General features: G+C 41.4%; 21 protein-coding genes. 20 read left to right on the top strand and 1 reads right to left on the bottom strand.

The window, feature by feature from the left end:
* Nucleotides 1-1,335, top strand: a 1,335-nt coding sequence (locus Q9Q35_RS04605) for a glycoside-pentoside-hexuronide (GPH):cation symporter (protein ID WP_304652342.1), incomplete at its 5' end; no start/stop codon positions are given.
* Nucleotides 1,336-1,466: 131 nt separating this feature from the next.
* Nucleotides 1,467-2,705 (top strand): serine hydroxymethyltransferase, encoded by a 1,239-nt coding sequence (gene glyA, locus Q9Q35_RS04600; RefSeq protein WP_304652341.1) that lies wholly within the window; start codon nucleotides 1,467-1,469, stop codon nucleotides 2,703-2,705.
* A 61-nt stretch (nucleotides 2,706-2,766) separates the two neighbouring features.
* Here glyA and Q9Q35_RS04595 read toward each other — a convergent pair whose 3' ends face one another.
* Nucleotides 2,767-3,777, bottom strand: coding sequence for a LacI family DNA-binding transcriptional regulator (locus tag Q9Q35_RS04595; protein ID WP_304652340.1), 1,011 nt, complete (start codon nucleotides 3,775-3,777; stop codon nucleotides 2,767-2,769).
* A 245-nt stretch (nucleotides 3,778-4,022) separates the two neighbouring features.
* Here Q9Q35_RS04595 and Q9Q35_RS04590 point away from each other — a divergent pair, with 245 nt between their 5' ends.
* The 18 genes from Q9Q35_RS04590 (at nucleotide 4,023) to zwf (ending at nucleotide 21,725) form a co-directional block, all read left to right on the top strand.
* Nucleotides 4,023-5,186, top strand: coding sequence for a galactokinase (locus Q9Q35_RS04590; RefSeq protein WP_304652339.1), 1,164 nt, complete (start codon nucleotides 4,023-4,025; stop codon nucleotides 5,184-5,186).
* Between the two features lie 18 nt (nucleotides 5,187-5,204).
* Complete coding sequence (gene galT / locus Q9Q35_RS04585; RefSeq protein WP_304652338.1) at nucleotides 5,205-6,686, top strand: UDP-glucose--hexose-1-phosphate uridylyltransferase; 1,482 nt, start codon at nucleotides 5,205-5,207, stop codon at nucleotides 6,684-6,686.
* 28 nt (nucleotides 6,687-6,714) lie between these two features.
* Complete coding sequence (locus Q9Q35_RS04580) at nucleotides 6,715-8,913, top strand: alpha-galactosidase (protein ID WP_304652337.1); 2,199 nt, start codon at nucleotides 6,715-6,717, stop codon at nucleotides 8,911-8,913.
* A 115-nt stretch (nucleotides 8,914-9,028) separates the two neighbouring features.
* Entirely contained in the window at nucleotides 9,029-9,880 is an 852-nt protein-coding gene (locus Q9Q35_RS04575; RefSeq protein WP_304652336.1) for an alpha/beta hydrolase, read from the top strand.
* Nucleotides 9,881-10,268: 388 nt separating this feature from the next.
* Nucleotides 10,269-10,706 carry a 3-hydroxyacyl-ACP dehydratase FabZ gene (gene fabZ / locus Q9Q35_RS04570; protein WP_076149517.1) on the top strand — a complete coding sequence of 146 codons (438 nt, stop codon included), beginning with the start codon at nucleotides 10,269-10,271 and terminating at the stop codon, nucleotides 10,704-10,706.
* 79 nt (nucleotides 10,707-10,785) lie between these two features.
* A complete protein-coding gene (locus tag Q9Q35_RS04565) occupies nucleotides 10,786-11,226 on the top strand; it encodes a MarR family winged helix-turn-helix transcriptional regulator (protein ID WP_304652335.1) in 441 nt (146 codons plus the stop codon).
* Nucleotides 11,227-11,248: 22 nt separating this feature from the next.
* Nucleotides 11,249-12,226 (top strand): beta-ketoacyl-ACP synthase III, encoded by a 978-nt coding sequence (locus tag Q9Q35_RS04560; RefSeq protein ID WP_304652334.1) that lies wholly within the window; start codon nucleotides 11,249-11,251, stop codon nucleotides 12,224-12,226.
* A gap of 21 nt (nucleotides 12,227-12,247) precedes the next feature.
* Nucleotides 12,248-12,493 carry an acyl carrier protein gene (locus Q9Q35_RS04555; RefSeq protein ID WP_304652333.1) on the top strand — a complete coding sequence of 82 codons (246 nt, stop codon included), beginning with the start codon at nucleotides 12,248-12,250 and terminating at the stop codon, nucleotides 12,491-12,493.
* 15 nt (nucleotides 12,494-12,508) lie between these two features.
* A complete protein-coding gene (locus Q9Q35_RS04550; protein WP_304652332.1) occupies nucleotides 12,509-13,438 on the top strand; it encodes an ACP S-malonyltransferase in 930 nt (309 codons plus the stop codon).
* 2 nt (nucleotides 13,439-13,440) lie between these two features.
* Nucleotides 13,441-14,172: a 3-oxoacyl-[acyl-carrier-protein] reductase gene (gene fabG / locus Q9Q35_RS04545; RefSeq protein WP_304652331.1), complete on the top strand. Its 732-nt coding sequence runs from the start codon at nucleotides 13,441-13,443 to the stop codon at nucleotides 14,170-14,172.
* 27 nt (nucleotides 14,173-14,199) lie between these two features.
* Nucleotides 14,200-15,432, top strand: coding sequence for a beta-ketoacyl-ACP synthase II (gene fabF / locus Q9Q35_RS04540; RefSeq protein ID WP_304652330.1), 1,233 nt, complete (start codon nucleotides 14,200-14,202; stop codon nucleotides 15,430-15,432).
* A 5-nt stretch (nucleotides 15,433-15,437) separates the two neighbouring features.
* Complete coding sequence (gene accB, locus Q9Q35_RS04535; protein ID WP_304652329.1) at nucleotides 15,438-15,881, top strand: acetyl-CoA carboxylase biotin carboxyl carrier protein; 444 nt, start codon at nucleotides 15,438-15,440, stop codon at nucleotides 15,879-15,881.
* Nucleotides 15,882-16,304, top strand: coding sequence for a 3-hydroxyacyl-ACP dehydratase FabZ (gene fabZ, locus Q9Q35_RS04530; protein ID WP_304652328.1), 423 nt, complete (start codon nucleotides 15,882-15,884; stop codon nucleotides 16,302-16,304).
* Between the two features lie 13 nt (nucleotides 16,305-16,317).
* Complete coding sequence (gene accC / locus Q9Q35_RS04525) at nucleotides 16,318-17,697, top strand: acetyl-CoA carboxylase biotin carboxylase subunit (RefSeq protein ID WP_304652327.1); 1,380 nt, start codon at nucleotides 16,318-16,320, stop codon at nucleotides 17,695-17,697.
* Entirely contained in the window at nucleotides 17,684-18,547 is an 864-nt protein-coding gene (gene accD, locus Q9Q35_RS04520) for an acetyl-CoA carboxylase, carboxyltransferase subunit beta (RefSeq protein ID WP_304652326.1), read from the top strand. The genes accC and accD overlap by 14 nt, the downstream gene beginning before the upstream one ends.
* Nucleotides 18,534-19,313, top strand: coding sequence for a carboxyltransferase subunit alpha (accA, locus tag Q9Q35_RS04515; protein ID WP_304652325.1), 780 nt, complete (start codon nucleotides 18,534-18,536; stop codon nucleotides 19,311-19,313). The genes accD and accA overlap by 14 nt, the downstream gene beginning before the upstream one ends.
* 18 nt (nucleotides 19,314-19,331) lie before the next feature.
* Entirely contained in the window at nucleotides 19,332-20,096 is a 765-nt protein-coding gene (gene fabI / locus Q9Q35_RS04510) for an enoyl-ACP reductase FabI (protein ID WP_304652324.1), read from the top strand.
* A 150-nt stretch (nucleotides 20,097-20,246) separates the two neighbouring features.
* Entirely contained in the window at nucleotides 20,247-21,725 is a 1,479-nt protein-coding gene (zwf, locus tag Q9Q35_RS04505) for a glucose-6-phosphate dehydrogenase (protein ID WP_304652323.1), read from the top strand.
* Nucleotides 21,726-21,763 lie beyond the last annotated feature (38 nt).

The raw sequence follows: 21,763 nt of genomic DNA, 5'->3' as shown, positions 1-21,763 counted from the left end.
GATGATCGTGGTTGGTTTTGGTTTGCCTTCATCGTCTGTGCTACTGCCTTTCTTAGTGCGTTAGCCGTTGGTTTTGGGACTCGCGAAGTTGAAAATGATCTTCGGAAAAACGAAGAGGATACGGCTGGTATCGGCGCTGTTTTAAAGATGTTGGTCAAAAATGACCAATTATTATGGGTAGCGATCGCTTATCTTTTCTATGGTATCGGGATCAACTTGGTAAATGCACTTGAATTGTATTACTTCACGTATATCATGGGCTTTTCTAAAGGTTTCTCGATCCTTTCATTTATCAATATGATCGTTGGGCTATTCTCGGTATCTTTCTTCCCATTCTTAGCTAAGAAGTTCAACCGTAAGCCATTATTTATCGGATGTTTGACGATGATGCTGATCGGTCTGGCTGTCTTTTCTGTTGCGGGAAGCAATTTAGCTTTAGTTTTATTTGCAGCTGAATTGTTCTTTATCCCACAACCAGTTGTTTTCTTGATCGTTTTGATGATCATCACTGACTCGGTCGAATATGGTCAATGGAAATTAGGTCATCGTGATGAATCATTAGCATTATCCGTTCGTCCGTTAGTTGATAAATTCGGTGGTGCTATCTCCAACGGGGTCGTGGGTCAGATCGCTGTTTTAGCTGGGATGACTACAGGAGCGACAGCTTCTTCTATCACAGCAAGTGATCAATTCACCTTCAAGATCATGATGTTTGCGATCCCAGCAGTCATGATGTTGATCGGGATGTTTATCTTTGCTAAGAAGATCACTTTGACTGAAGAACGTCACGCACAGATCGTGGCTGAGTTGGAAAAAACTTGGGGTGATCAATTTAGCAGTGAAAGTAGTGAGGCCGGTGTCTTGATCAAAGACGATGAATTGACAGCCATGGTACCTGTTGCAGGTAAAGTGGTGGCTTTAAATGATGTCTCTGATCCAACCTTTGCTTCAGGTAAGATGGGGTCTGGTGTTGCGATCGTCCCTAGTGATGGTAAAGTTTATGCTCCGTTTGATGGGGTCGTAAAGACGGTCTTTGTCACACGCCATGCGATCGGTTTAGTTTCCGACAATGGGATCCCAGCTTTGATCCATGTTGGTATCGGTACTGTTAAGATGAAAGGTACTGGTTTTGTCACATATGTCAATGAAGGTCAACATGTGACAAAGGGTGAACAGATCATGGAATTCTGGGATCCAGCGATCAAGAAAGCTGGTTTAGATGACACTGTGATGTTTACGTTTGCAAACTCAGATCTCTTTGAAAAATTTGAAGTTGAAGTCAAGCCTGGGGCAGAAGTAAGTCATACAGATGTCGCAGTCGAGATCGAAAAATAGTTTTACTAAAAAACCTCGCTGGTAACTGCCAGCGAGGTTTTTACGGTCGAGCGGTAAATTATTTTAGTTGAAAAAAATTTAATTTTCGGCTACAATACAGGAAATTATACCAATGAAAAGAGGGCGCTTAGATGAACTATCAAGAACAAGATCCACAATTATGGGCAGCCATTGCAGCGGAAAAAAAACGCCAACAAGGAAATATCGAGTTGATCGCTTCGGAAAATATCGTTTCTGAAGGGGTCTTGGCAGCGCAAGGAAGTGTTTTGACCAACAAATATGCTGAAGGTTATCCTGGAAAACGTTATTATGGTGGTTGTGAATACATCGACGTTGTAGAAGACCTGGCGATCGAGCGTGCAAAAGAACTGTTTGGAGCTAAATATGCCAATGTTCAGCCACACTCTGGTTCCCAAGCTAATGCTGCTGCATACCGTTCCTTGATCGCACCAGGTGATACGGTCTTAGGAATGGATCTTGCTAGTGGTGGTCATTTAACGCATGGATCGCCGGTCAACTTTAGTGGTCAAACATATAATTTTGTCAGCTACGGTGTTGATAGAAAAACAGAACGTTTAGACTATGATGCGATCTTAGCTTTAGCCAAAGAGGTCAAGCCCAAGTTGATCGTAGCAGGTGCCAGTGCATATCCACGTGAGATCGATTTTGAACGTTTTGGTCAGATCGCTAAAGAAGTCGGTGCTTACTTGATGGTCGATATGGCGCATATCGCAGGTTTAGTTGCAGCGGGCAAGCACCAAAATCCAGTACCATATGCTGATATCGTGACGACTACGACACACAAGACTTTACGAGGACCACGGGGAGGCTTGATCTTGACTAATGATGAACGATTAGCTAAGAAGATCAATAGTGCTGTTTTCCCTGGTTTGCAAGGTGGCCCATTAGAACATGTTATTGCTGGTAAAGCAGTTGCTTTTGGTGAGGCGTTGCGCCCAGGATTTAATGATTACGCTACTCAAGTCATCAAGAATGCCCAAGCTATGGCAGAAGTGTTTGCACAAAATGATAAAGCTCGGCTGATCTCTGGGGGGACGGATAATCATTTATTATTAGTTGATGTTTTAGGTTTTGGGTTGAACGGAAAAGAAGCTGAGCAATTGCTCGACAGTGTTTCTTTGACTGTCAACAAGAACTCGATCCCGTTTGAAACGCTCAGTCCCTTTAAAACAAGCGGTATTCGTTTAGGTACTCCAGCGATCACAAGTCGTGGCTTTGATGAAGCTGATGCTAAGCAAGTTGCTGAATTGATCTTGGTGGTACTTGAATCGAAGGGTAAAGCTGAAGTTTTAGCTGATGTTAAAGATAAAGTAGCTCAGTTGACAATAGCTCATCCGATCTATGAATAGAAAGTAATGTTAAAAAGACCGTAAAAACGTTGCGACGTTTTTACGGTCTTTTTGATGTGAATCAATTTAAGCTACTGTCACGCTGGATCAGTTTAGTTCCTAAGGTCACCATTTCGGGTGTTTCTTGGTCTTGTTCAGCTAAGGTGCTGAGTAGAGTTACCGCTGAACGTCCCATTTGTTCAGTGAAGACTTTGATACTGCTAAGAGCTGGAAAAGCAAATTTTGCTAAAGACGTGTCATTAAATGAGATCAAACTGACACGTTCAGGTACTGGAATATCATTTTCTTGTAGTGCGCGCAAAGCACCAACGGCGATCGCATCGTTAGCGATGAAGAAGGCTTGTGGTAAGTCTTCGCCTAACTCTTTGATCGCTTGATTCATCATCTGATAACCTGATTCAGGTGAAAATTTTCCGATGTAAACATAGCGCGGATCGTAAAGTTTTAAATCGCTCAAATAGTTTTTAAATGACCTGAAACGTGGGTCGATCAAGGAATCGGTTTGATCGGCGGTCTTTTCTTCTCCAGCTAAAAGTCCGATCTTGGTTTGGTCTTGGTTCAAAAAGTGGTCTAAAGCCATTTTAACGGCACCATCAAAATCAGAAATGACACAATTATAGCCCAAATTCAAAGTATTACTATCGACAAATACCAAATTTGAGTTTAAAGCAGCAATGTCGTGGCTTTCTTGGTGACTGTATTTACCGATCGCGATCACACCATTAGCTTGGGTCGCTTTTTCCAAAGGGTCATTATGGAAGATCCGTGTGATCTCATAGCCGAGCTTATGTGCTTGTTTTTCGATCCCTAAGCGGATCGCGTAGTAATAAAGATCGTGGACTTCTTCTTGTTCGGTGTACCATTGAATGATCGCTAAACGTTTCTCTAAAGGTCGGTCTTTTATCTGCTTTTTATTTTGAGTGTGCTTGACGTAATTTAGTTCTTCAGCGATCTTAAATATCCTGTTTCGAGTATCAGGACTGACAGACATTGTTTCGTCGTAATTTAAAACGCGTGAGACTGTAGCAGCAGAAACACCTGCTTTTGTTGCGATATCTTTGATCGTAGCCATATTTTCCTCCATTCATGATCGTTACGTATAAGTATATGTAATCTAGTATAGCATAAGCTTAGTAAAAAAACGCCTACAAGTTGTATATATTTTAGTAAAGGTCAGAATGGGCTTTTTTAATAATGGGAAAAGAAACACATTTATTTTACTAAAATTTAAGTAAAAACAGTTGCTAAATTTCGAAATTGTCTCTATAATTATAACTGTAAATAAAACGTTTGCATAAATGAAGAGAGGTAATAAAAATGGAAAAAACAGAATTAAAACAACGCTTTGAAGCGATTTTTGGTCGGCCCTCAGAGGCAGAATTCTTCTCGCCTGGTCGGATCAATTTGATCGGTGAACATACTGATTACAATGGAGGCCACGTTTTTCCATGTGCGATCACTTTAGGGACTTATGGTGCTGCTGCTAAACGTGATGATCAAACATTGCGTTTTTACTCAGAAAACTTTGCTGATGAAGGGGTCATTGAAGTTTCATTAGCTGATCTACATTTTGACAAAGCTGATAAATGGACGAATTATCCTAAGGGCATGATCCATTTCTTAAAAGAAGCTGGACATAAGATCGACACGGGGATGGATGTCTATGTCAATGGAAATATTCCTAATGGTTCTGGATTATCATCATCAGCTTCATTGGAATTATTGATGGGTGTCATTGCACAACATTTATTTGACCTCGACCTTGAACGCCTTGACCTAGTAAAGATAGGGATGAAGACTGAAAATGACTTTATCGGTGTAAATTCAGGGATCATGGATCAATTTGCTGTAGGGATGGGGCAAGAAAACAAGGCGATCTTGTTAGATACCAACACTTTGAAGTATGATCTTGTACCATTGGATCTAAAAGACAACGTGATCGTGATCATGAATACAAATAAACGGCGCGAATTAGCTGATTCCAAGTACAATGAACGGCGAAGTGAATGTGAGACTGCTTTAGAAGAGTTGAACACTAAATTAGCTACTAAGAGTTTGGGTGCTTTAGATGAGCAAACGTTCGATGAATATAGTTATTTGATCGCTGATGAAGCTCGTTTGAAACGGGCACGGCATGCAGTTTGGGAAAATCAAAGAACTTTACAAGCACGTGAAGCTTTACAAGCAGAAGATCTTGAAAAATTCGGGCGTTTAGTAAATGCTTCACATGTTTCATTGGAACATGATTATGAAGTAACAGGTAAGGAATTGGATACTCTAGCTCATACAGCTTGGCAACAACCTGGCGTTTTAGGTGCACGGATGACAGGGGCTGGTTTTGGCGGTTGTGGGATCGCGATCGTAAATAAAGCCGATGTTGAAGCCTTTAAGGAAAATGTTGGTAAAGTTTACGAAGAAAAGATTGGCTATGCACCAGCATTCTATATTGCTGAGATCGCTGACGGAACAAAGAAATTGTAAAAAATGGGGGCCTAAGAGATGAAAGCAGATGTTGTGGCACGCTTTGTGGATGGCGTCATTGCAAATAGTGACTATACACAAATGGATAAACCGTACCTGTATAATCGAGTTTTGGCGCTAGTCGGCGAAGATGAGCTAAAACAAGAAGTTGAAACGACTGACTTGATCGCATTAAAAGATGAATTGTTAACGATCGCGGCCAAAAATGGTAAAGTGGGCGAAACACAAAATGAACGTGATAATTTAGGTGCCGAGTTGATGAATTTCATCATGCCAGCACCAAGTGTTTTGAACCAACGTTTCTGGCAAACATATAAAACGGACAAAAACAAGGCGATCTCAGATTTCTACGCTTTAAGTAAACAAAATGATTATATTAAAACTAAAGCGATCGCCAAAAATATTGCCTATAGTGTGCCAACACAATATGGTGATATCGAGATCACGATCAATTTATCTAAGCCCGAAAAAGATCCTAAGGCGATCGCAGCTGCTAAAAAGATGAAGCAAACAGGTTATCCTAAGTGCCAATTATGTATTGAAAATGAAGGTTATCAAGGGCGACTCGATTATCCAGCACGTGCTAACCACCGGATCATTCGATTTGATCTAGGTAACAAGACATGGGGCTTTCAATACTCACCTTATGCATATTTTAATGAACATTGTATCTTTTTAGATGGCAAACATGAACCAATGGCGATCACAGCCAAGACATTTAGCCAATTATTAGCGATCGTGGATCGATTCCCAGGCTATTTTGCTGGGAGTAATGCTGATCTGCCGATCGTTGGTGGTTCGATCTTGACGCATGAACACTACCAAGGTGGTAACCATGAATTTGCGATGCAAAAAGCACCGATCGAAAAAACCTTACATTTTGCTGATTTTTCCGATGTTGAAGCTGGGGTCGTTAAATGGCCAATGTCTGTTATCAGACTGCGGGCTAAAGATCAAGCTCGCTTAGTCGAGCTAGCAAGTAAGATCTTGGATAAGTGGCGAACTTATTCGGATGAAAGTGTGGATGTTTTAGCTAGCTCTAATGGCGAATCACACCACACGATCACTCCGATCGCACGTAAATCAGGAGCAAAATTTGAACTAGATCTAGTATTACGAGATAATCAAACTTCAGCTAAATATCCAGATGGTATTTTCCATCCCCATCAAGATGTACAACATATCAAAAAAGAAAACATTGGTCTGATCGAAGTGATGGGCTTAGCGATCTTACCGCCACGTTTAAAAGAAGAGTTGACTGAAGTTGAAAAATACTTACTGGGAAAGCCAAACCAAATGGCCGATTATCATGCCAAGTGGGCTGAAAAGATCCAGGCTGATCATCCAGATGTAAGTGAACAAAATGTTGATGATCTGGTCAAAGCCGAAGTGGGTAAAGTCTTTGCGCGCGTTTTAGAGGATGCAGGAGTCTTTAAACGCGATCAAAAAGGTCAAGAAGCATTTGTGAGATTTGCTGAATTTGTAGGCTTAGAGGGGTAATTTAATTTAGAAAGTAGAGAGTGTATCGATGAATAAGTTGATTGGATTTGATGAAAAAAATAAAGTCTTTCATTTGCATAATGATAAGATCTCATACATTTTATCAGTAGAAGAAGGTGGCTATTTAAGTCACTTATACTTTGGGAAAAAAGTGAATGGATATCATGGGCAGTTGCGTTATCCAAGGGTAGATCGGGGCTTTTCAGGGAATTTACCTGATAGTCTAGATCGGACATATTCACTTGATTCGTTACTACAAGAGTACAGTGGCGTTGGTAATTGTGATTATCGCACGCCTGCTTTGGATCTACAAAATGCGGATGGTTCATTTGCAGCACGTTTAGTCTACCAAGGCTATGAGATCACAGCGGGCAAACCTAAACTTGAGGGATTACCAGCTGCCTACGCTAACGCTGATGAAGCTCAGACCCTAGCGATCTTTCTTAAAGATGAGATCAGTGGTGTTGAAGTGACCTTGTTATACACGATCTTTAAAGAGTTAGCGGTCATAGCGCGTTCAGCTAAGGTAACTAATGCTGGCTCTGAACCAGTAGAACTAAAAAAAGTCGCTTCTATGCAACTTGATTTTATCAAACAAGATATGGATGTTATCTCTTTACCTGGTGCGCATGCCAATGAACGCCATATCCAGCGTGAGGCGATCGGACAAGGTAGAAAAGTCTTTGAAAGCCGTCGCGGTGCTTCAAGTCACCAAATGAACAGTTTTATTGCGGTATTAGAGCATAACACGGACGAATTTTCAGGTGAAGTTTATGGCTTTGATCTAGTGTATTCAGGTAACCATAGTTTTGAGATCGAAAAAGATCAATTTGAACAAACACGTGTGGTCGCTGGGATCAACGATTATAATTTTAGCTGGCACTTAGAAGCCGGGGAAAGCTTCCAAGCACCAGAAGTTTTACTGGCTTTCTCAGCTAACGGCTTGAATGAGATGAGTCAAAATTATCATGAATTGATCAGAGAACATATCGTGCGTGGTAAATTCAAGCATCAAGAACGTGAGATCCTCGTGAACAACTGGGAAGCAACGTATTTTGAATTCAACGAAGATAAGTTAAAGACGATCGTTGATGATGCTAAGGAACTAGGGATCGAAATGTTTGTCTTAGATGATGGTTGGTTTGGTCATCGGGATGATGATAATACTTCGTTAGGTGATTGGACGGTTTATGAACGTAAATTCCCTCAAGGTATCAAGCATTTTGCTGATTATGTTCATGAACAAGGCTTGAAGTTTGGTCTTTGGTTCGAACCAGAAATGATCTCTATCGATTCAAAACTTTATCAAAATCATCCCGAATATTTGATGCAAGTTCCGGGAAGAAAGCCAAGTCCTTCGCGAAATCAATTTATCTTGGATCTAACGCAAAAGGAGGTACGTGAAAATGTAGTAGCTCAATTGAGTGCTTTATTAGATGGTGGTTTCATCGACTACATCAAGTGGGATATGAACCGTCATATCTCGGATGTTTATTCAGTGTCCTTGCCAAAACAACGCCAAGGCGAAGTCTACCACCGTTATATGCTAGGACTTTACGAGATCTTAGAAACATTGACGACTAAATATCCAGATATCTTATGGGAAGGTTGCTCAGGTGGCGGTGGTCGTTTTGACACTGGTTATGCTTATTACATGCCACAGTCATGGACAAGTGATAATACCGATGCGATCGCACGTCAAACGATCCAATATGGTACCTCATTAGTTTATCCACCATCCGTCTTCACCGCGCATGTTTCGGCAGTGCCTAACCATCAAACAGGACGGATCACACCATTTGAAACTCGTGGTGCAGTAGCGATGAGCGCAGTCTTTGGCTATGAGCTTGATCTGACTCAATTGACAGCCGATGAAAAAAAAGCAGTCAAAGAGCAGGTCAAGACCTATAAAGCGATCCGACCATTAGTTCAATTTGGTGATTTTATTCGCTTGAAAGATCCAGCTAAGGGAAACCAATGTGCTTGGATGTTTGTTTCCAGAGATAAAAATGAAGCTTTAGTCTTTGTATTTGACCGCTTAGCTTCTGCGCAACCAACATTGACCTTGACCAAGTTAGCTGGGTTAGATCCAGCCAAAAATTATCAAGATCAAAAGACTAAGACGATCTTTAGTGGGGAAGAATTGATGGAATTAGGGTTCTATGATCCTGTTAAACGCCATGATTTCACGGCAGATATGTACCACTTTAAAGCCGTAACAGACTAATAATACCTCTTTTAAAGGCAAACTCACATGGTGGGGTTTGCCTTTTTAGCTTGAAGAATAACCTTAGTATATGGTATCTTATCCGATAAACGGGCATAAGAAAGGAAGGTCGTGAATGAAAAGAAAGTTTTGGTGGCCAATATTACTCTTGGTAGTCCTTATTTTTGGAGGCTGGCTGATCGTTTCGCAAAGTTTACGTGATAATGCAAGTCAGCAGTATGAAAAGACTAAAGTGCCAACTTTATTTTTGCACGGTTATGGTAGTAGTCATCGGGCAGAAGAGCATATGACTCAAGCGATCGTTAAAGCGGGAGTTACACAAAATGTGATCCGCGCTAGGGTTTCTAAGGATGGGACAGTCAAATTACAAGGAGCGCTGCCTCAAAGTGCATATAATCCGCTGGTCGAAGTGGAGTTTGAAGATAACAAAAATGCTGATTATCGTCAAAATGGTATCTGGCTCAAAAATGTTTTGGTCAAGCTCCAAAAAACGTATGGCTTTAAGAAATTTAATGCTGTTGCTCATTCGATGGGGAATCTAACTTTAGCCTACTACATGTTGGATAATGGTCAGAATAAAAAATTGCCCCAATTGCAAAAGCAAGTAAACATTGCAGGGCATTATAATGGGATCATTGGTCTGGATGATCAAGCTGGTCAAATGCAGTTAGAAGAAGATGGTGCTCCCAAACAGATGAATAAAACCTACCAAGAGCTATTGAAATTGGATGACAGTTATCCTAAAAAGCAGGTCTCGGTATTAAATATCTATGGTGATCTAGATGATGGTTCTGATTCTGATGGACGAGTAAGCAATAATTCTTCACGATCAGAAAAGTATCTTTTGCAAGATGTCTACCGCAGTTATCAAGAGCTTGAGATCAAGGGTGAAGGTGGCCAACACAGCAAGTTGCATGAAAATCGTCAAGTTGATCGGGCAATTATTAATTTTATTTGGAAAAAATAGTTTATAAAGAGATATTTGTCAAAAAAGAGTGGCTGATATCTCTTTTTATTATATTTTAATTAGAATTTTGAACAGCAAAATAAATGTCAAGAGAATGAGTTACTAGAAAGTATTTTTTATTATTTATAGATAAATAATTTTTTTGTTAAGTTTAAAACGTGAATAAATGGTAAGTAATTGGACAAAAAATGTGGTCACAAGTCAGTTATTTTGAAATTATTAACTATTTTTCGATTTTTTAGATAAATATAAATTATTTTAAATATCGTTCGATATAAAAGGTTTTTTTTAGCAGTTTGACACCCAAAGCTAAATATAATAACATTCGACTATCGAATATTTTGGTATTCGAAATAAATTGAAAGAGGTGGCGTGTTTGAAAAAGTTAATGGACGCTCAAGAAGTAATGGAGTTGATCCCTAACCGCTATCCGATCTGTTATATTGATTATGTTGAAGATTTGGTTTTAGGTGAGAAGATCACCGCTGTGAAAAATGTGACGATCAATGAGTCATTTTTCCAAGGGCACTTTCCTAAAAATCCAGTCATGCCAGGCGTCTTGATCATTGAGACCTTAGCGCAGGCTGCCTCGATCATGATCTTAAAAGATCCTAATTTTTTAGGTAAGACCGCCTATTTAGGCGCGATCCATAATGCACGTTTTCGTCAAGTAGTTCGTCCGGGGGATGTCTTACAACTGGAAGTAACGATGGACAAACAAAAAGAAAATATGGGGATCGTCAAAGCTAAAGCTCTCGTTGAAGGAAAAAAGGTCTGTACGGCTGAGTTGATGTTTATCGTTGGTCAGTCTAAGGATAAAATTTGATGGTATTAGGTACTTTTTTCTGGTATTATTTTGATAACCAAACAATATGGTAATCAAAATATTCAAGGGTAGGATAGTTATGGATAAAAGAAGTAGGTACATCAATGATGCTTTGGTCAAGATCTATAGTGATATTCTTTGGATCGAGGAAAAAGAACTTAAAAAGAGCCGTTTCAATGATCTAACGATCAAGGAGATGCATGCGATCAGTGCTATTTCAATGTATAACCATAAAACAGCTTCTGAAGTTGCTAAAGAACTCCATTTAACACCGGGTTCGTTAACTGCAACTGTCGATCGCCTCGTTAAAAAGGGTTATGTTGAGCGGATCAGAAGTAGTGATGATCGTCGGGTCATTCGCTTAGGTTTGACTAAAAAGGGACGCGTGATGTTTCGCGCACATGATGCTTTTCACCATAAAATGGTCGAAGGGTTTCTCAAGGATACGACGCCGGCTGAGTTACAAGTGGTCGAAAAAGCGATCCGAAATTTGGAGTTGTTCTTAGCCGAGCATTCTTAAATCAAAAGACGGAAGTGGCGTAATGGACGAGTTGAAAATTGTTGCAAGTGCGAGTTATGTACCATCAACAGTCATCACAAATGACCAATTAGCACAAATAATGGACACTTCAGACGAATGGATCAAGACGCGAACGGGTATAAGGGAGCGGCGTGTGAGTTTGAAGGAAAATACGTCAGGTCTGTGCGTTCAAGTTGCTAAAGAGTTATTAAAAAAAAGTAAGATCAAGGCAGAAGAGGTCGATCTGATCATTGTGGCTACCATGTCACCTGATAGTAATACACCAGCAACTGCTGCGATCGTGCAGGGAGAAATTGAAGCTAAAAATGCATTTGCCTTCGATATATCGGCTGCTTGCTCAGGCTTTGTCTATGGGATAAAAGTGGCAGCTAATTTCTTAAAAGATGAACAGATCAAAAATGTTTTGTTGATCGGAGGCGAGGTCTTATCCAAGTTAGTTGATTGGACTGACCGAAAGACAGCCGTTTTATTCGGAGATGGAGCTGCGGGGATTTTACTGACTAGAGATAGTACACAACAGAGTTATTTATTGAGCTCTGATATCAAAACTTTTGGAGCTTCTCATGATAAATTGACGGCTGGATGTGACCAAGTATTGCACAGCTTTCCGCCTGCTGGAGCAAGAAGACCGACAGCTTTTGGTATGGATGGACGCGAGGTCTATAACTTCGCGACCCGACAAGTCCCTAAGTCATTAGTCCAAGCCTGTGAAAAAGCGGGTCTGACACCAGATCAAGTCGATCTATTTTTATTACATCAAGCAAATGCACGTATTATTCAAAGTGTAGCTAAGAAGATGAAGTTACCATCGGAAAAGTTTCCGACCAATATTGCTAAATATGGAAATACATCAGCTGCAAGCATTCCGCTTTTACTAGCTGAGCTAAGTGAGCAGGGGAAGCTTTGGCGCGGACAGATCATTGCATTTAGTGGTTTTGGTGGAGGCTTGACTTTGGGGACAGTTATCATCAAGTATTAATGATTTTTGGAGGAATGAAAAATGACAAAAGAAGAAATTTTAAACAAAGTACAAGAGATCGTAAGTGAACAATTAGATGTTGATGTAGCTGATATCGTTTTGACAGCCGACATCAAAGAAGATCTTGAAGCTGATAGTTTAGATGTGTTTGAGATCATGAACGAGCTTGAAGATGAATTGGATATCCAACTTGAAGCAGATGAAAGTATCAAAACGATCCAAGATGTTGTTGACTATGTTGCCAAACAACTCGAAGCTAATGACTAAGTTCAGGTGAGCAAAATGAAAAAGGCGGTCATCTTATTTAGCGGTCAAGGTGCCCAATTTGATGGGATGGGACTTGATTTTTATCAAGCAGATCCTGATTTTCAAACTGGGATCGTCCAAGCTACACAGCTGACGGGGTTGCCACTATTAAAGATCTTTCAAAACAGCCAACAAGCAAGTACTTTAGAATTACAGCCAGCCTTGACTGCTTTTGCATACAATGTCTATCGACTCTTAGTTCGTGATCTAAAATTTGAAGTCGTCGGTGCTTTGGGCTTGTCATTGGGTGAATATCCCGCTTTGATAGCTAGTCGAGCGCTAAGTGAACAAGCTGGTCTAGAGCTAGTGAAAAAGCGAGCTCAATACATGGAAGCAGAAGTATCTCAAAAGCCAGGAGCGATGTTAGCTGTTTTAAAGCCTGAGCTTGATGAGCTAGAGCGCTTATGTATCGAATGTAGCACCCCAAAAGAAGGTGTTTGGATCGCAAATTATAATGCGCCCAAACAAGTTGTTGTCGGGGGACATAAGCCAGCAGTTGACAGGTTAGCTCAAGTTTTAGTTGCCGAGAATAAAAAAGTGATCGCTTTAAATGTGGCTGGGGCATTTCATACACCACTTTTTTCAACATCTGAACAGCAATTAAAGCGAGCTGTCGCACAAATAAAATGGCAAGAACCTAAATTTACGGTCTTTAGCAATACGATCAAAGCCCCATTTACCAAGGCTAACTTAGCCCAGATCTTACCAAGACAAGTTGCTGCTTCGACCCACTTTGCGACCTGTCTATCTCAGATCGTTGCTAAAGAAAAGCCAGATGTCTTACTTGAGATCGGGCCAGGGGACACATTAAGCAAATTTGCGCGTCAGATCGCTAAAAAAATTCCACGTTATCGCTTGGATACATGGAAGAATTATCAAGCCACATTGGCAGAATTGAGGAATTAAAAATGGAATTAACGGGAAAAAATGTTTTTATCTCGGGTTCTTCGCGCGGGATCGGAGCTAGCATGGCGATCTCATTTGCTAAAAAAGGAGCCAATGTTGCCCTTAACGCTCGCAAAAGTGTTCCAAGCGAATTACTTGATGAATTAAAGCAGACCGGTGTTCAAGTTGAAGTTATTTTGGGTGATATTTCCCATGTCACTGATGTTAAGCGAATGGTCAAAGAAGCTAAAGCCAAATTTGGTCAAATCGATATTTTAGTCAACAATGCGGGGATCACCGCTGATAAGTTATTGATCGGTATGAAAGAAGCAGATTTTACTAACGTGATCGATGTTAACTTGACTGGAACATTTCGCATGACGCAAGCTTTTTTGAAGCAAATGTGTAAAAAACGTCAAGGGGTGATCATCAATGTCGCTTCTGTGGTCGGACTTTATGGCAATGTAGGGCAGGCCAATTATGCTGCCAGTAAGGCGGGGATCATTGGCTTGACCAAAACGACGGCTAAAGAAGGTGCTTTGCGCAACATTAGATGTAATGCGATCGCACCGGGAATGATCGCCAGTGACATGACAGATATCTTAAGCGATAAAGTCAAAGACCAAGTCAAAGATCAAATTTTGCTAAAACGCTTTGGAACACCGGATGAAGTGGCGCATGCAGCGATCTTTTTAGCTGAAAATGATTATTTGACAGGCCAAGTGCTCACGGTCGATGGTGGATTAGCCTTTTAAAGCAGAATAAAACGAGAGGTGTTTTAGATGACAAGAGTAGTAATTACAGGAATGGGGGCGATCACCCCGATCGGTAATGATGTGACTGAATATAGTGACAATTTATTTCAGGGCAAATTGGGGATCGCTCCGATCACTAAATTTGATGCCACTGAAACTGGGGTCACCAATGCAGGTGAAGTCAAAGACTTTGATGCAAATTTACGGGTCGGTAAAAAAGCGGCAAAGCGCATGGATCTTTTTTCACAATATGCCGTCGATAGTGCCCTTCAAGCAGTGAAACAAGCTCAAATCACCTCTGAAAATACCGCGTCTAAAGATCTTGGCGTTATTTTTAGTTCGGGGATCGGGGGCTTGACGACGATCCAAGAACAAGTGATCAAGATGCATGAAAAAGGTCCTAAAAGGGTCTCACCGATGTTTGTTCCGACCTCGATCGTTAATATGGCAGCCGGTAATATCGCTTTACGGATCGGAGCTAAAAATATCTGTACTTCGATCGTAACGGCATGTGCTTCAGGGACCAATGCGATCGGTGAAGCTTATCGTCAGATCAAAGAAGGGCGGGCCAAGGTGATGGTCGCTGGTGGGGCAGAAGCTTCAGTCAATGAGATCGGGATCGCTGGTTTTGCAGCTTTGACTGCTTTATCAACGCAAACTGACCCCAAAAAAGCCTCTATCCCATTTGATAAAGAACGCTCGGGCTTTGTTATGGGCGAAGGCAGTGGTGCTTTAGTTTTGGAAAGTTTAGAGCATGCTAAAACACGGGGTGCTAAGATCTTAGGTGAGATCGTTGGTTATGGTAGCAACTGTGATGCCTTCCATATGACAGCGCCTGATCCAACAGGAAAAGGGGCTGCGACGGCAATGCAACTAGCACTTGATGAAGCAAAGATCAAGCCAGCTCAAGTTGATTATATCAACGCGCATGGGACGGCAACTAAAGCCAATGATGCAGCTGAAGCAAAAGCGATCAATTTAGTTTTTGGTGAAGATAGTAGAGTTTTAGTCGGAAGTACCAAAGCGATGACAGGCCATTTATTAGGCGCTGCTGGGGCGATCGAAGCCATTGCGGTAGTTGCTAGCTTACAAAAGGGGCACTTACCTGTTAATATAGGTATGACAGAACAAGATAAAGAGTGTAAAGTTAATGTAGTAACACAGGCTAAAGCCCACCCTGAAAAACTTGAATATGCCTTGAGCAATTCATTAGGTTTTGGGGGCCATAATGCAGTTTTAGCTTTTAGAAAATGGAGTTGAGAGACTTGGACTTTAATGATATTGAAAAATTAATGGATGATTTTAAAAAGTCAGAAATGCGTGAGTTAGAGATCACGACGGATGGCTTTCATATCCATTTGAGTAAAAATGAGACACCATTTTTACCAGTGCGTGAAAAAGATGAACGACCAGCGATCACAGCCGTTGAAGAAAATGTGCCACCGGTAACAAAAGATACTAAGGCTAAAGGGGAATTCATCAAATCGCCGATGGTCGGTAGTGTTTATTTACAACCTAAACCAGACCAAGATCCCTATGTAACGGTGGGTTCACGTGTTCATAAAGGTGATGTGGTCTGCATCATTGAAGCGATGAAGATGATGACTGAGATCAAAAGTGATCAAGATGGTATCGTGACTGAAGTCTTGGTCGAAAATGAAGATCTAGTTGAATTTGATCAACCAATGTTCAAAGTAGTGCGAGGTTAGATGATGAAGTTAAGTAGTGCAGAGATCAAAAAGATCTTGCCCCATCGTTACCCATTGTTGTTGATCGATAGAATCGAAGCATTAGAACCAGGACAGTCAGCGCGGGCGCTTCGCTGTGTGACAGAACATGAAGCTTTGTTTGGAGGGCAGAGATCGTCTGTTTTGCCAGAAACTTTGATCATTGAATCTTTAGCGCAAACAGGGGCCTGTGCGTTGCTGACGTTGCCAGAGTTTGTTGGTAAGACTGCTTATTTTGGCGGGATCAAGTCAGCAGAATTTATGTGTCCTGTGTACCCAGGGGATGTGTTAGAACTTGAGGTAAAACTTGAAAAGATCAAGAGCAGTATCGGCAGTGGTAAAGCGACCGCCAAAGTGGCTGGTCAAGTAGTTTGCCTAGCTGAATTGACTTTTATGATCGGATAAAAGAGGTAGTTACATGTTTTCTAAAGTATTGGTGGCTAACCGTGGTGAGATCGCGGTCCGCATTATTCGCTCTTTAAAAGAGCTTGGTATCAAATCAGTTGCGATCTACTCGACTGAAGATCGTGAAAGTTTGCACGTCCAACTGGCAGATCAAGCGGTCTGTGTTGGATCTGCTAAACCAAAAGATTCATATTTGAATATGAAAAATATCTTGGCAGCTGCTGTTTTGACGGGTGCTGAAGCGATCCATCCCGGGTTTGGCTTCTTATCGGAAAACAGTCGCTTTGTAGAACTGTGTGAAGCTTGTGGCTTAGTTTTTATCGGTCCACGCTTTGAGACGATCGAATTAATGGGAAATAAGGCTAATGCTAGGATCCAGATGCAAAAACATGATATTCCGGTGATCCCAGGCAGCACTGGCTTTTTAGAAGATGTTGCTGAGGCTAAGCGGGTCGCTAAAGAGGTCGGTTATCCGATCTTACTAAAGGCGGCAGCTGGTGGTGGTGGTAAAGGGATTCGGCGTGTTGATACAGAAAAAGAACTCGCTAACTCCTTTAATGAAGCAAAACGTGAAGCGCAGATGGCATTTGGTGATGCTCGGATGTATTTGGAAAAGATCATGGAAAATGTTAAGCATATCGAAGTCCAGATCTTTCGAGATGATGCCGGAAATACGGTCTATTTCCCAGAACGAGATTGTTCATTGCAAAGAAATAAACAAAAGATGATCGAAGAAAGTCCCTGTGCTTTGATCACCGAAGCTGAGCGCAAATACTTAGGTGAATTGGCCGTCAAAGCAGCTGAAGCGATCGATTACCGTAATACTGGGACGATCGAATTTTTGATGGATCAAGATCATAAATTTTATTTTATGGAAATGAATACTCGGATCCAAGTGGAACATACTGTCACAGAAATGGTGACAGGTGTTGATCTGGTCAAGGCCCAAGTCAAAGTCGCTTTTGGTCAAGACCTACCATTTGAACAAGCTGATATCAAATTATTGGGAACAGCGATCGAATGTCGGATCAATGCTGAAGATCCCGCAAAAAATTTTACACCTTCTGTTGGCAAGGTCGACTACTTGTACTTTCCCGTGGGAAACTTAGGGATGCGGATCGATTCAGATTTATATGCTGGAGCCAAGATCTCACCGTATTATGATTCGATGATCGCTAAAGTCATCGTCTTGGGTGAAAATCGTCATGAAGCGATCGAAAAGCTAAAACGTTTATTAAGTGAGATGGTGATCTCTGGTATCAAGACTAACCAGAATTTCTATTTAACTATTTTAGAAGACCAAGGTTTCTTGGATGGAACGTTTAACACTGATTACTTGGAACGTGTTTTATTACCAAAGTGGAAACGAGGAAATGCCGATGAAACTGTTTGATGAGGCCAATACAGTCCAAAATAAACAAGTAAAAGCCAATAAAGCCGCTGAAAAAAAAGTTCCGGCTGGCTTGTGGGTCGCTTGTCCTAAATGTGGTCATGAGATCTTTCATCAAGATCTAGGGCCGTTGCAAGAATGCCCCCAATGTTTTTATGGTTTTAGAATAAAAGCTAAAAAGCGGCTATCGTGGTTGGTCGATGAGTTTATTTCCTGGGATGAAGACTTAGTGACTGATGATCCGTTGGAATTTCCTGAGTATGCTGAAAAATTGGCTAAAGCGCAAAAGAGCACAGAGCTAAATGATTCTGTTTTGACGGGTCTAGCTCAGATAAAAGATCAAAAGTTTGCCTTAGGAATCATGGATCCATATTTCATCATGGGATCATTAGGCAAGGTCACGGGCGAAAAATTGACGCGTTTATTTGAGCGTGCCACTAAAGAAAAACTACCAGTTGTCGTCTTTACGGCGTCGGGGGGAGCGCGGATGCAAGAAGGTATCCATGCATTGATGCAGATGGCTAAAGTCTCAAATGCGGTCGCTAAGCACTCAGAGGCCGGTCTATTGTATATCTCAGTCTTGACCGATCCGACAACTGGTGGAGTTACAGCTAGTTTTGGGATGCAAGGCGATCTGATCTTGGCTGAGCCCCATGCTTTAGTAGGTTTTGCCGGTAAGCGGGTGATCGAACAGACGATGCATCAAAAGATCCCAGCCGAGCTGCAAAGTGCAGAAACAGCGTTGAAAAACGGTTTTATCGATGCGATCGTTAAGCGGCAAGATCAAAAACAAACTTTGGCACAGTTATTGAGATTCCATCAAAAGGAAGGTGAAGCTAATGGCAAATACTAAGACGCCAGCTCAAATAGTAGCTGCAGCTAGATCACAAGCTAAGATCACCACTTTTGAACTTATTGAGCATTTATTTGATGATTTTTTTGAATTACATGGTGATCGTCAAGGAGCAGATGATCCTGCGATCGTAGGTGGTTTAGCCCGTTTTTGTGGCCGACCGATCACGGTGGTAGCTACTGATAAGGGGAAAACACCTAAACAACGGGTAGCTAAGCATTTTGGTTCACCTGAACCAGCGGGCTATCGAAAATTATTACGGTTAGCCAAACAGGCCCAAAAATTTGGGAGACCATTAGTAACATTTGTCAATACAGCCGGTGCTTATCCTGGGCGGAGTGCTGAAGAGCAGGGTCAAGGTGAAGCGATCGCGCGCTGTTTGTTGGAACTGGGACAATTAAAAGTACCGATGATCACGTTTATCTTTGGTGAGGGTGGTAGTGGAGGCGCCCTTGCCATGGCCTGTGGTGATCGAGTTTATATGTTAGAAGACAGCATGTACTCTGTTTTATCACCTGAAGGGTTCGCGTCTATTTTGTGGAAGGATAGTCAGCGAGCAGATGAGGCAGCTAAAGTGATGCAGCTGACCCCAAATGCACTTTTAGAGCACGGTGCGATCGAAGGTGTGATCGCAGAAGATGAAAAAGACCATTTGTCGACGCTAGAAGCGATCAAGGCTGTGTTAAAACGCGATCTGGAACTTTTGACCAAAAAAGATCCAACCGAATTGTTAGCCGAGCGGTATGAGCGTTTTCGGAAATTTTAAAGTAAGGAAATTATTATCATGGGAGATTTATTAGCAAATAAAACGATTTTGGTAATGGGTGTCGCTAATCGACGCTCGATTGCTTGGGGTTGTGCCCAAATAATGCAAGAGCAAGGCGCTGATTTGATCTATACTTATCAAAATGAGTGCTTAAAAAAAGGTTTACTCAAGTTGACGGGCGATGAAGCTTCCTTACTTGAGTGCGACGTTGCAGATGACAACAGTATCGTCCAAGCTTTTAGTGAGATCAAAGCACGGTATGGTAAGATCGATGGGATCGTTCATGCGATCGCTTATGCTCCAAAAGAAGAACTCGAAGGGGAAGTTACGAATGCGACCCGTGCAGGGTTTCAAACTGCACTTGATGTTTCTGCTTATTCTTTGATCGCTGTTAGTAAGGTGGCGATGGAGTTAGAGCTTTTAAATGATCCAGCTAGTTTGGTAACTTTGACCTATATGGGTTCGACTCGGGCGATCCCGAGCTATAATACGATGGGGATCGCCAAAGCAGCCTTAGAATCCAGCGTGCGTTATTTAGCACGTGATCTGGGTAAATTTGGGATCCGCGTAAACGCGATCTCAGCTGGTGCGATCAAAACGTTAGCTGTGACAGGGATCAAGGGGCACTCTGATCTCTTAGAGATCTCTAAGCAACGGACGGTCGATCAAGAAGCTGTGACGATCAGAGAAGTCGGTGGGACCTGTGCCTTTTTGATGAGTGACTTGGCGACTGGTGTAGTTGGCGATGTCATTTATGTAGACAAAGGTGTCCACTTGATCTAATGAAAACACAGTAATACGCTCACGAGTGATTCGGGGCGTTTTTTTGTGCAAAAGATCAGTAAGATACTACTATCTTTTCGCAACATTCCGCACTGAATCACTTGTTAAATGTTAGCTAAATTAGTAAAATAAACATAACTATAATTAATCATGAAAGTGGTGCTTAACTTGGCTAAGAAGGAACAAAAAGCATTGTTTGTTATTTTTGGTGGGACTGGCGATCTTGCGCAACGTAAATTGTATCCTGCCTTGTTTGATCTGTATAAGCGTGGTTATTTAAAAAAACACTTTGCAGTTATCGGTACAGCAAGACGTCCTTGGTCAAACGGCTATTACCGTGATGTAGTTAGATCATCGATCGATGGGATGGTCAACTCCCAAACCCAGATCGATGAATTTGCTAGCCATTTCTACTATCAATCACATAATGTCAATGATGTTGATCATTACGAGACTTTACGTGTTTTGGCTGATAAGTTAGACCAAGACTACGGCTTAGAAGGCAACCGCTTGTATTATTTAGCGATGTCACCTAGTTTCTTTGGAACGATCTGTGAACATTTAAAATCACAAGGTTTAACTAAAACAGTAGGTTATAATCGTGTGATCATCGAAAAACCATTTGGACATGACTATGCTAGTGCTAAAGAATTAAACGATGAGATCAGTAAATATTTCCCAGAAGAAGCGACCTTTAGGATCGACCACTATCTAGGTAAGGAAATGATCCAAAATATTATGGCACTTCGCTTTGGCAACAGCATTTTAAATGCGATTTGGAATAACAAGATGATCAGTAATATCCAAGTTACGCTCAGTGAATCATTGGGTATCGAAGAACGTGGGGGCTATTATGATACAGCCGGCGCTTTGCGGGATATGGTCCAAAATCATATTTTACAGATCGTTGCGTTACTCGTAATGGATCAGCCAGATTCTTACTGTTCTAAAGATGTTCGGAAGCGAAAAGTTGAAACTTTTGAATCTTTGAAGATCTATTCGCCTGAAGAAGTCGCACAAAATTTTGTTCGTGGTCAATATGGCGAGGGCAAAGATATGGTGGCTTATCGTGAAGAAAGTATGATCGCCCCAGATTCGATGACTGAGACTTTTGTAGCGGGGAAACTTGAAGTGGATAACTGTGATATGGCAGGTGTGCCGATCTATATCCGGACAGGTAAGAGATTAGCTACGAAAGCTACTCGGATCGATGTCGTCTTCAAAAAAGACGATGATTCCTTATTTGGCGGACAAGATTTGGCGGACAATACTTTGACGATCAATGTTGAACCTGATACTGGGATCGACTTTACTTTGAACACCAAAAAGATCGGCCAAGAATTTGCAACACGTCAAACTAATATCGGCTATCGCTTGACCAAAGAACAAGTTGCTAAAGTTCCTGAAGCTTATGAACGCTTGATCTTAAATGCGTTACAAGGTAATTCAGTGAACTTTACGCATTGGGATGAATTGGAATATTCTTGGAGATTCGTTGATGCGATCAGAAATGCTTGGGATCAAGAAGACCTGCCAGTCGACTATTTCCCAAATTATGCATGCGGGACGATGGGACCACAAGCATCAGATGAATTATTGGCTAAAGCAGGTCACCATTGGATCTTTTAAGCAAGTTGAATGATTAAATATTTGGGGCCCTAGGATGT

This window comes from uncultured Ligilactobacillus sp. (assembly GCF_948826705.1).
Taxonomy (GTDB): Bacteria; Bacillota; Bacilli; order Lactobacillales; family Lactobacillaceae; genus Ligilactobacillus.
Note: the sequence above shows the minus strand (reverse complement) of the source record. Positions and strands in the feature narration are given on the sequence as shown.

Excerpts from the sequence above, each read along its gene's own strand:
- glyA (WP_304652341.1), top strand. The coding sequence starts at position 1,467 with ATGAACTATCAAGAACAAGATCCACAATTATGGGCAGCCATTGCAGCG.
- Q9Q35_RS04595 (WP_304652340.1), bottom strand. The coding sequence starts at position 3,777 with ATGGCTACGATCAAAGATATCGCAACAAAAGCAGGTGTTTCTGCTGCT.
- Q9Q35_RS04590 (WP_304652339.1), top strand. The coding sequence starts at position 4,023 with ATGGAAAAAACAGAATTAAAACAACGCTTTGAAGCGATTTTTGGTCGG.
- galT (WP_304652338.1), top strand. The coding sequence starts at position 5,205 with ATGAAAGCAGATGTTGTGGCACGCTTTGTGGATGGCGTCATTGCAAAT.
- Q9Q35_RS04580 (WP_304652337.1), top strand. The coding sequence starts at position 6,715 with ATGAATAAGTTGATTGGATTTGATGAAAAAAATAAAGTCTTTCATTTG.
- Q9Q35_RS04575 (WP_304652336.1), top strand. The coding sequence starts at position 9,029 with ATGAAAAGAAAGTTTTGGTGGCCAATATTACTCTTGGTAGTCCTTATT.
- fabZ (WP_076149517.1), top strand. The coding sequence starts at position 10,269 with ATGGACGCTCAAGAAGTAATGGAGTTGATCCCTAACCGCTATCCGATC.
- Q9Q35_RS04565 (WP_304652335.1), top strand. The coding sequence starts at position 10,786 with ATGGATAAAAGAAGTAGGTACATCAATGATGCTTTGGTCAAGATCTAT.
- Q9Q35_RS04560 (WP_304652334.1), top strand. The coding sequence starts at position 11,249 with ATGGACGAGTTGAAAATTGTTGCAAGTGCGAGTTATGTACCATCAACA.
- Q9Q35_RS04555 (WP_304652333.1), top strand. The coding sequence starts at position 12,248 with ATGACAAAAGAAGAAATTTTAAACAAAGTACAAGAGATCGTAAGTGAA.
- Q9Q35_RS04550 (WP_304652332.1), top strand. The coding sequence starts at position 12,509 with ATGAAAAAGGCGGTCATCTTATTTAGCGGTCAAGGTGCCCAATTTGAT.
- fabG (WP_304652331.1), top strand. The coding sequence starts at position 13,441 with ATGGAATTAACGGGAAAAAATGTTTTTATCTCGGGTTCTTCGCGCGGG.
- fabF (WP_304652330.1), top strand. The coding sequence starts at position 14,200 with ATGACAAGAGTAGTAATTACAGGAATGGGGGCGATCACCCCGATCGGT.
- fabZ (WP_304652328.1), top strand. The coding sequence starts at position 15,882 with ATGATGAAGTTAAGTAGTGCAGAGATCAAAAAGATCTTGCCCCATCGT.
- accC (WP_304652327.1), top strand. The coding sequence starts at position 16,318 with ATGTTTTCTAAAGTATTGGTGGCTAACCGTGGTGAGATCGCGGTCCGC.
- accD (WP_304652326.1), top strand. The coding sequence starts at position 17,684 with ATGAAACTGTTTGATGAGGCCAATACAGTCCAAAATAAACAAGTAAAA.
- accA (WP_304652325.1), top strand. The coding sequence starts at position 18,534 with ATGGCAAATACTAAGACGCCAGCTCAAATAGTAGCTGCAGCTAGATCA.
- fabI (WP_304652324.1), top strand. The coding sequence starts at position 19,332 with ATGGGAGATTTATTAGCAAATAAAACGATTTTGGTAATGGGTGTCGCT.
- zwf (WP_304652323.1), top strand. The coding sequence starts at position 20,247 with ATGAAAGTGGTGCTTAACTTGGCTAAGAAGGAACAAAAAGCATTGTTT.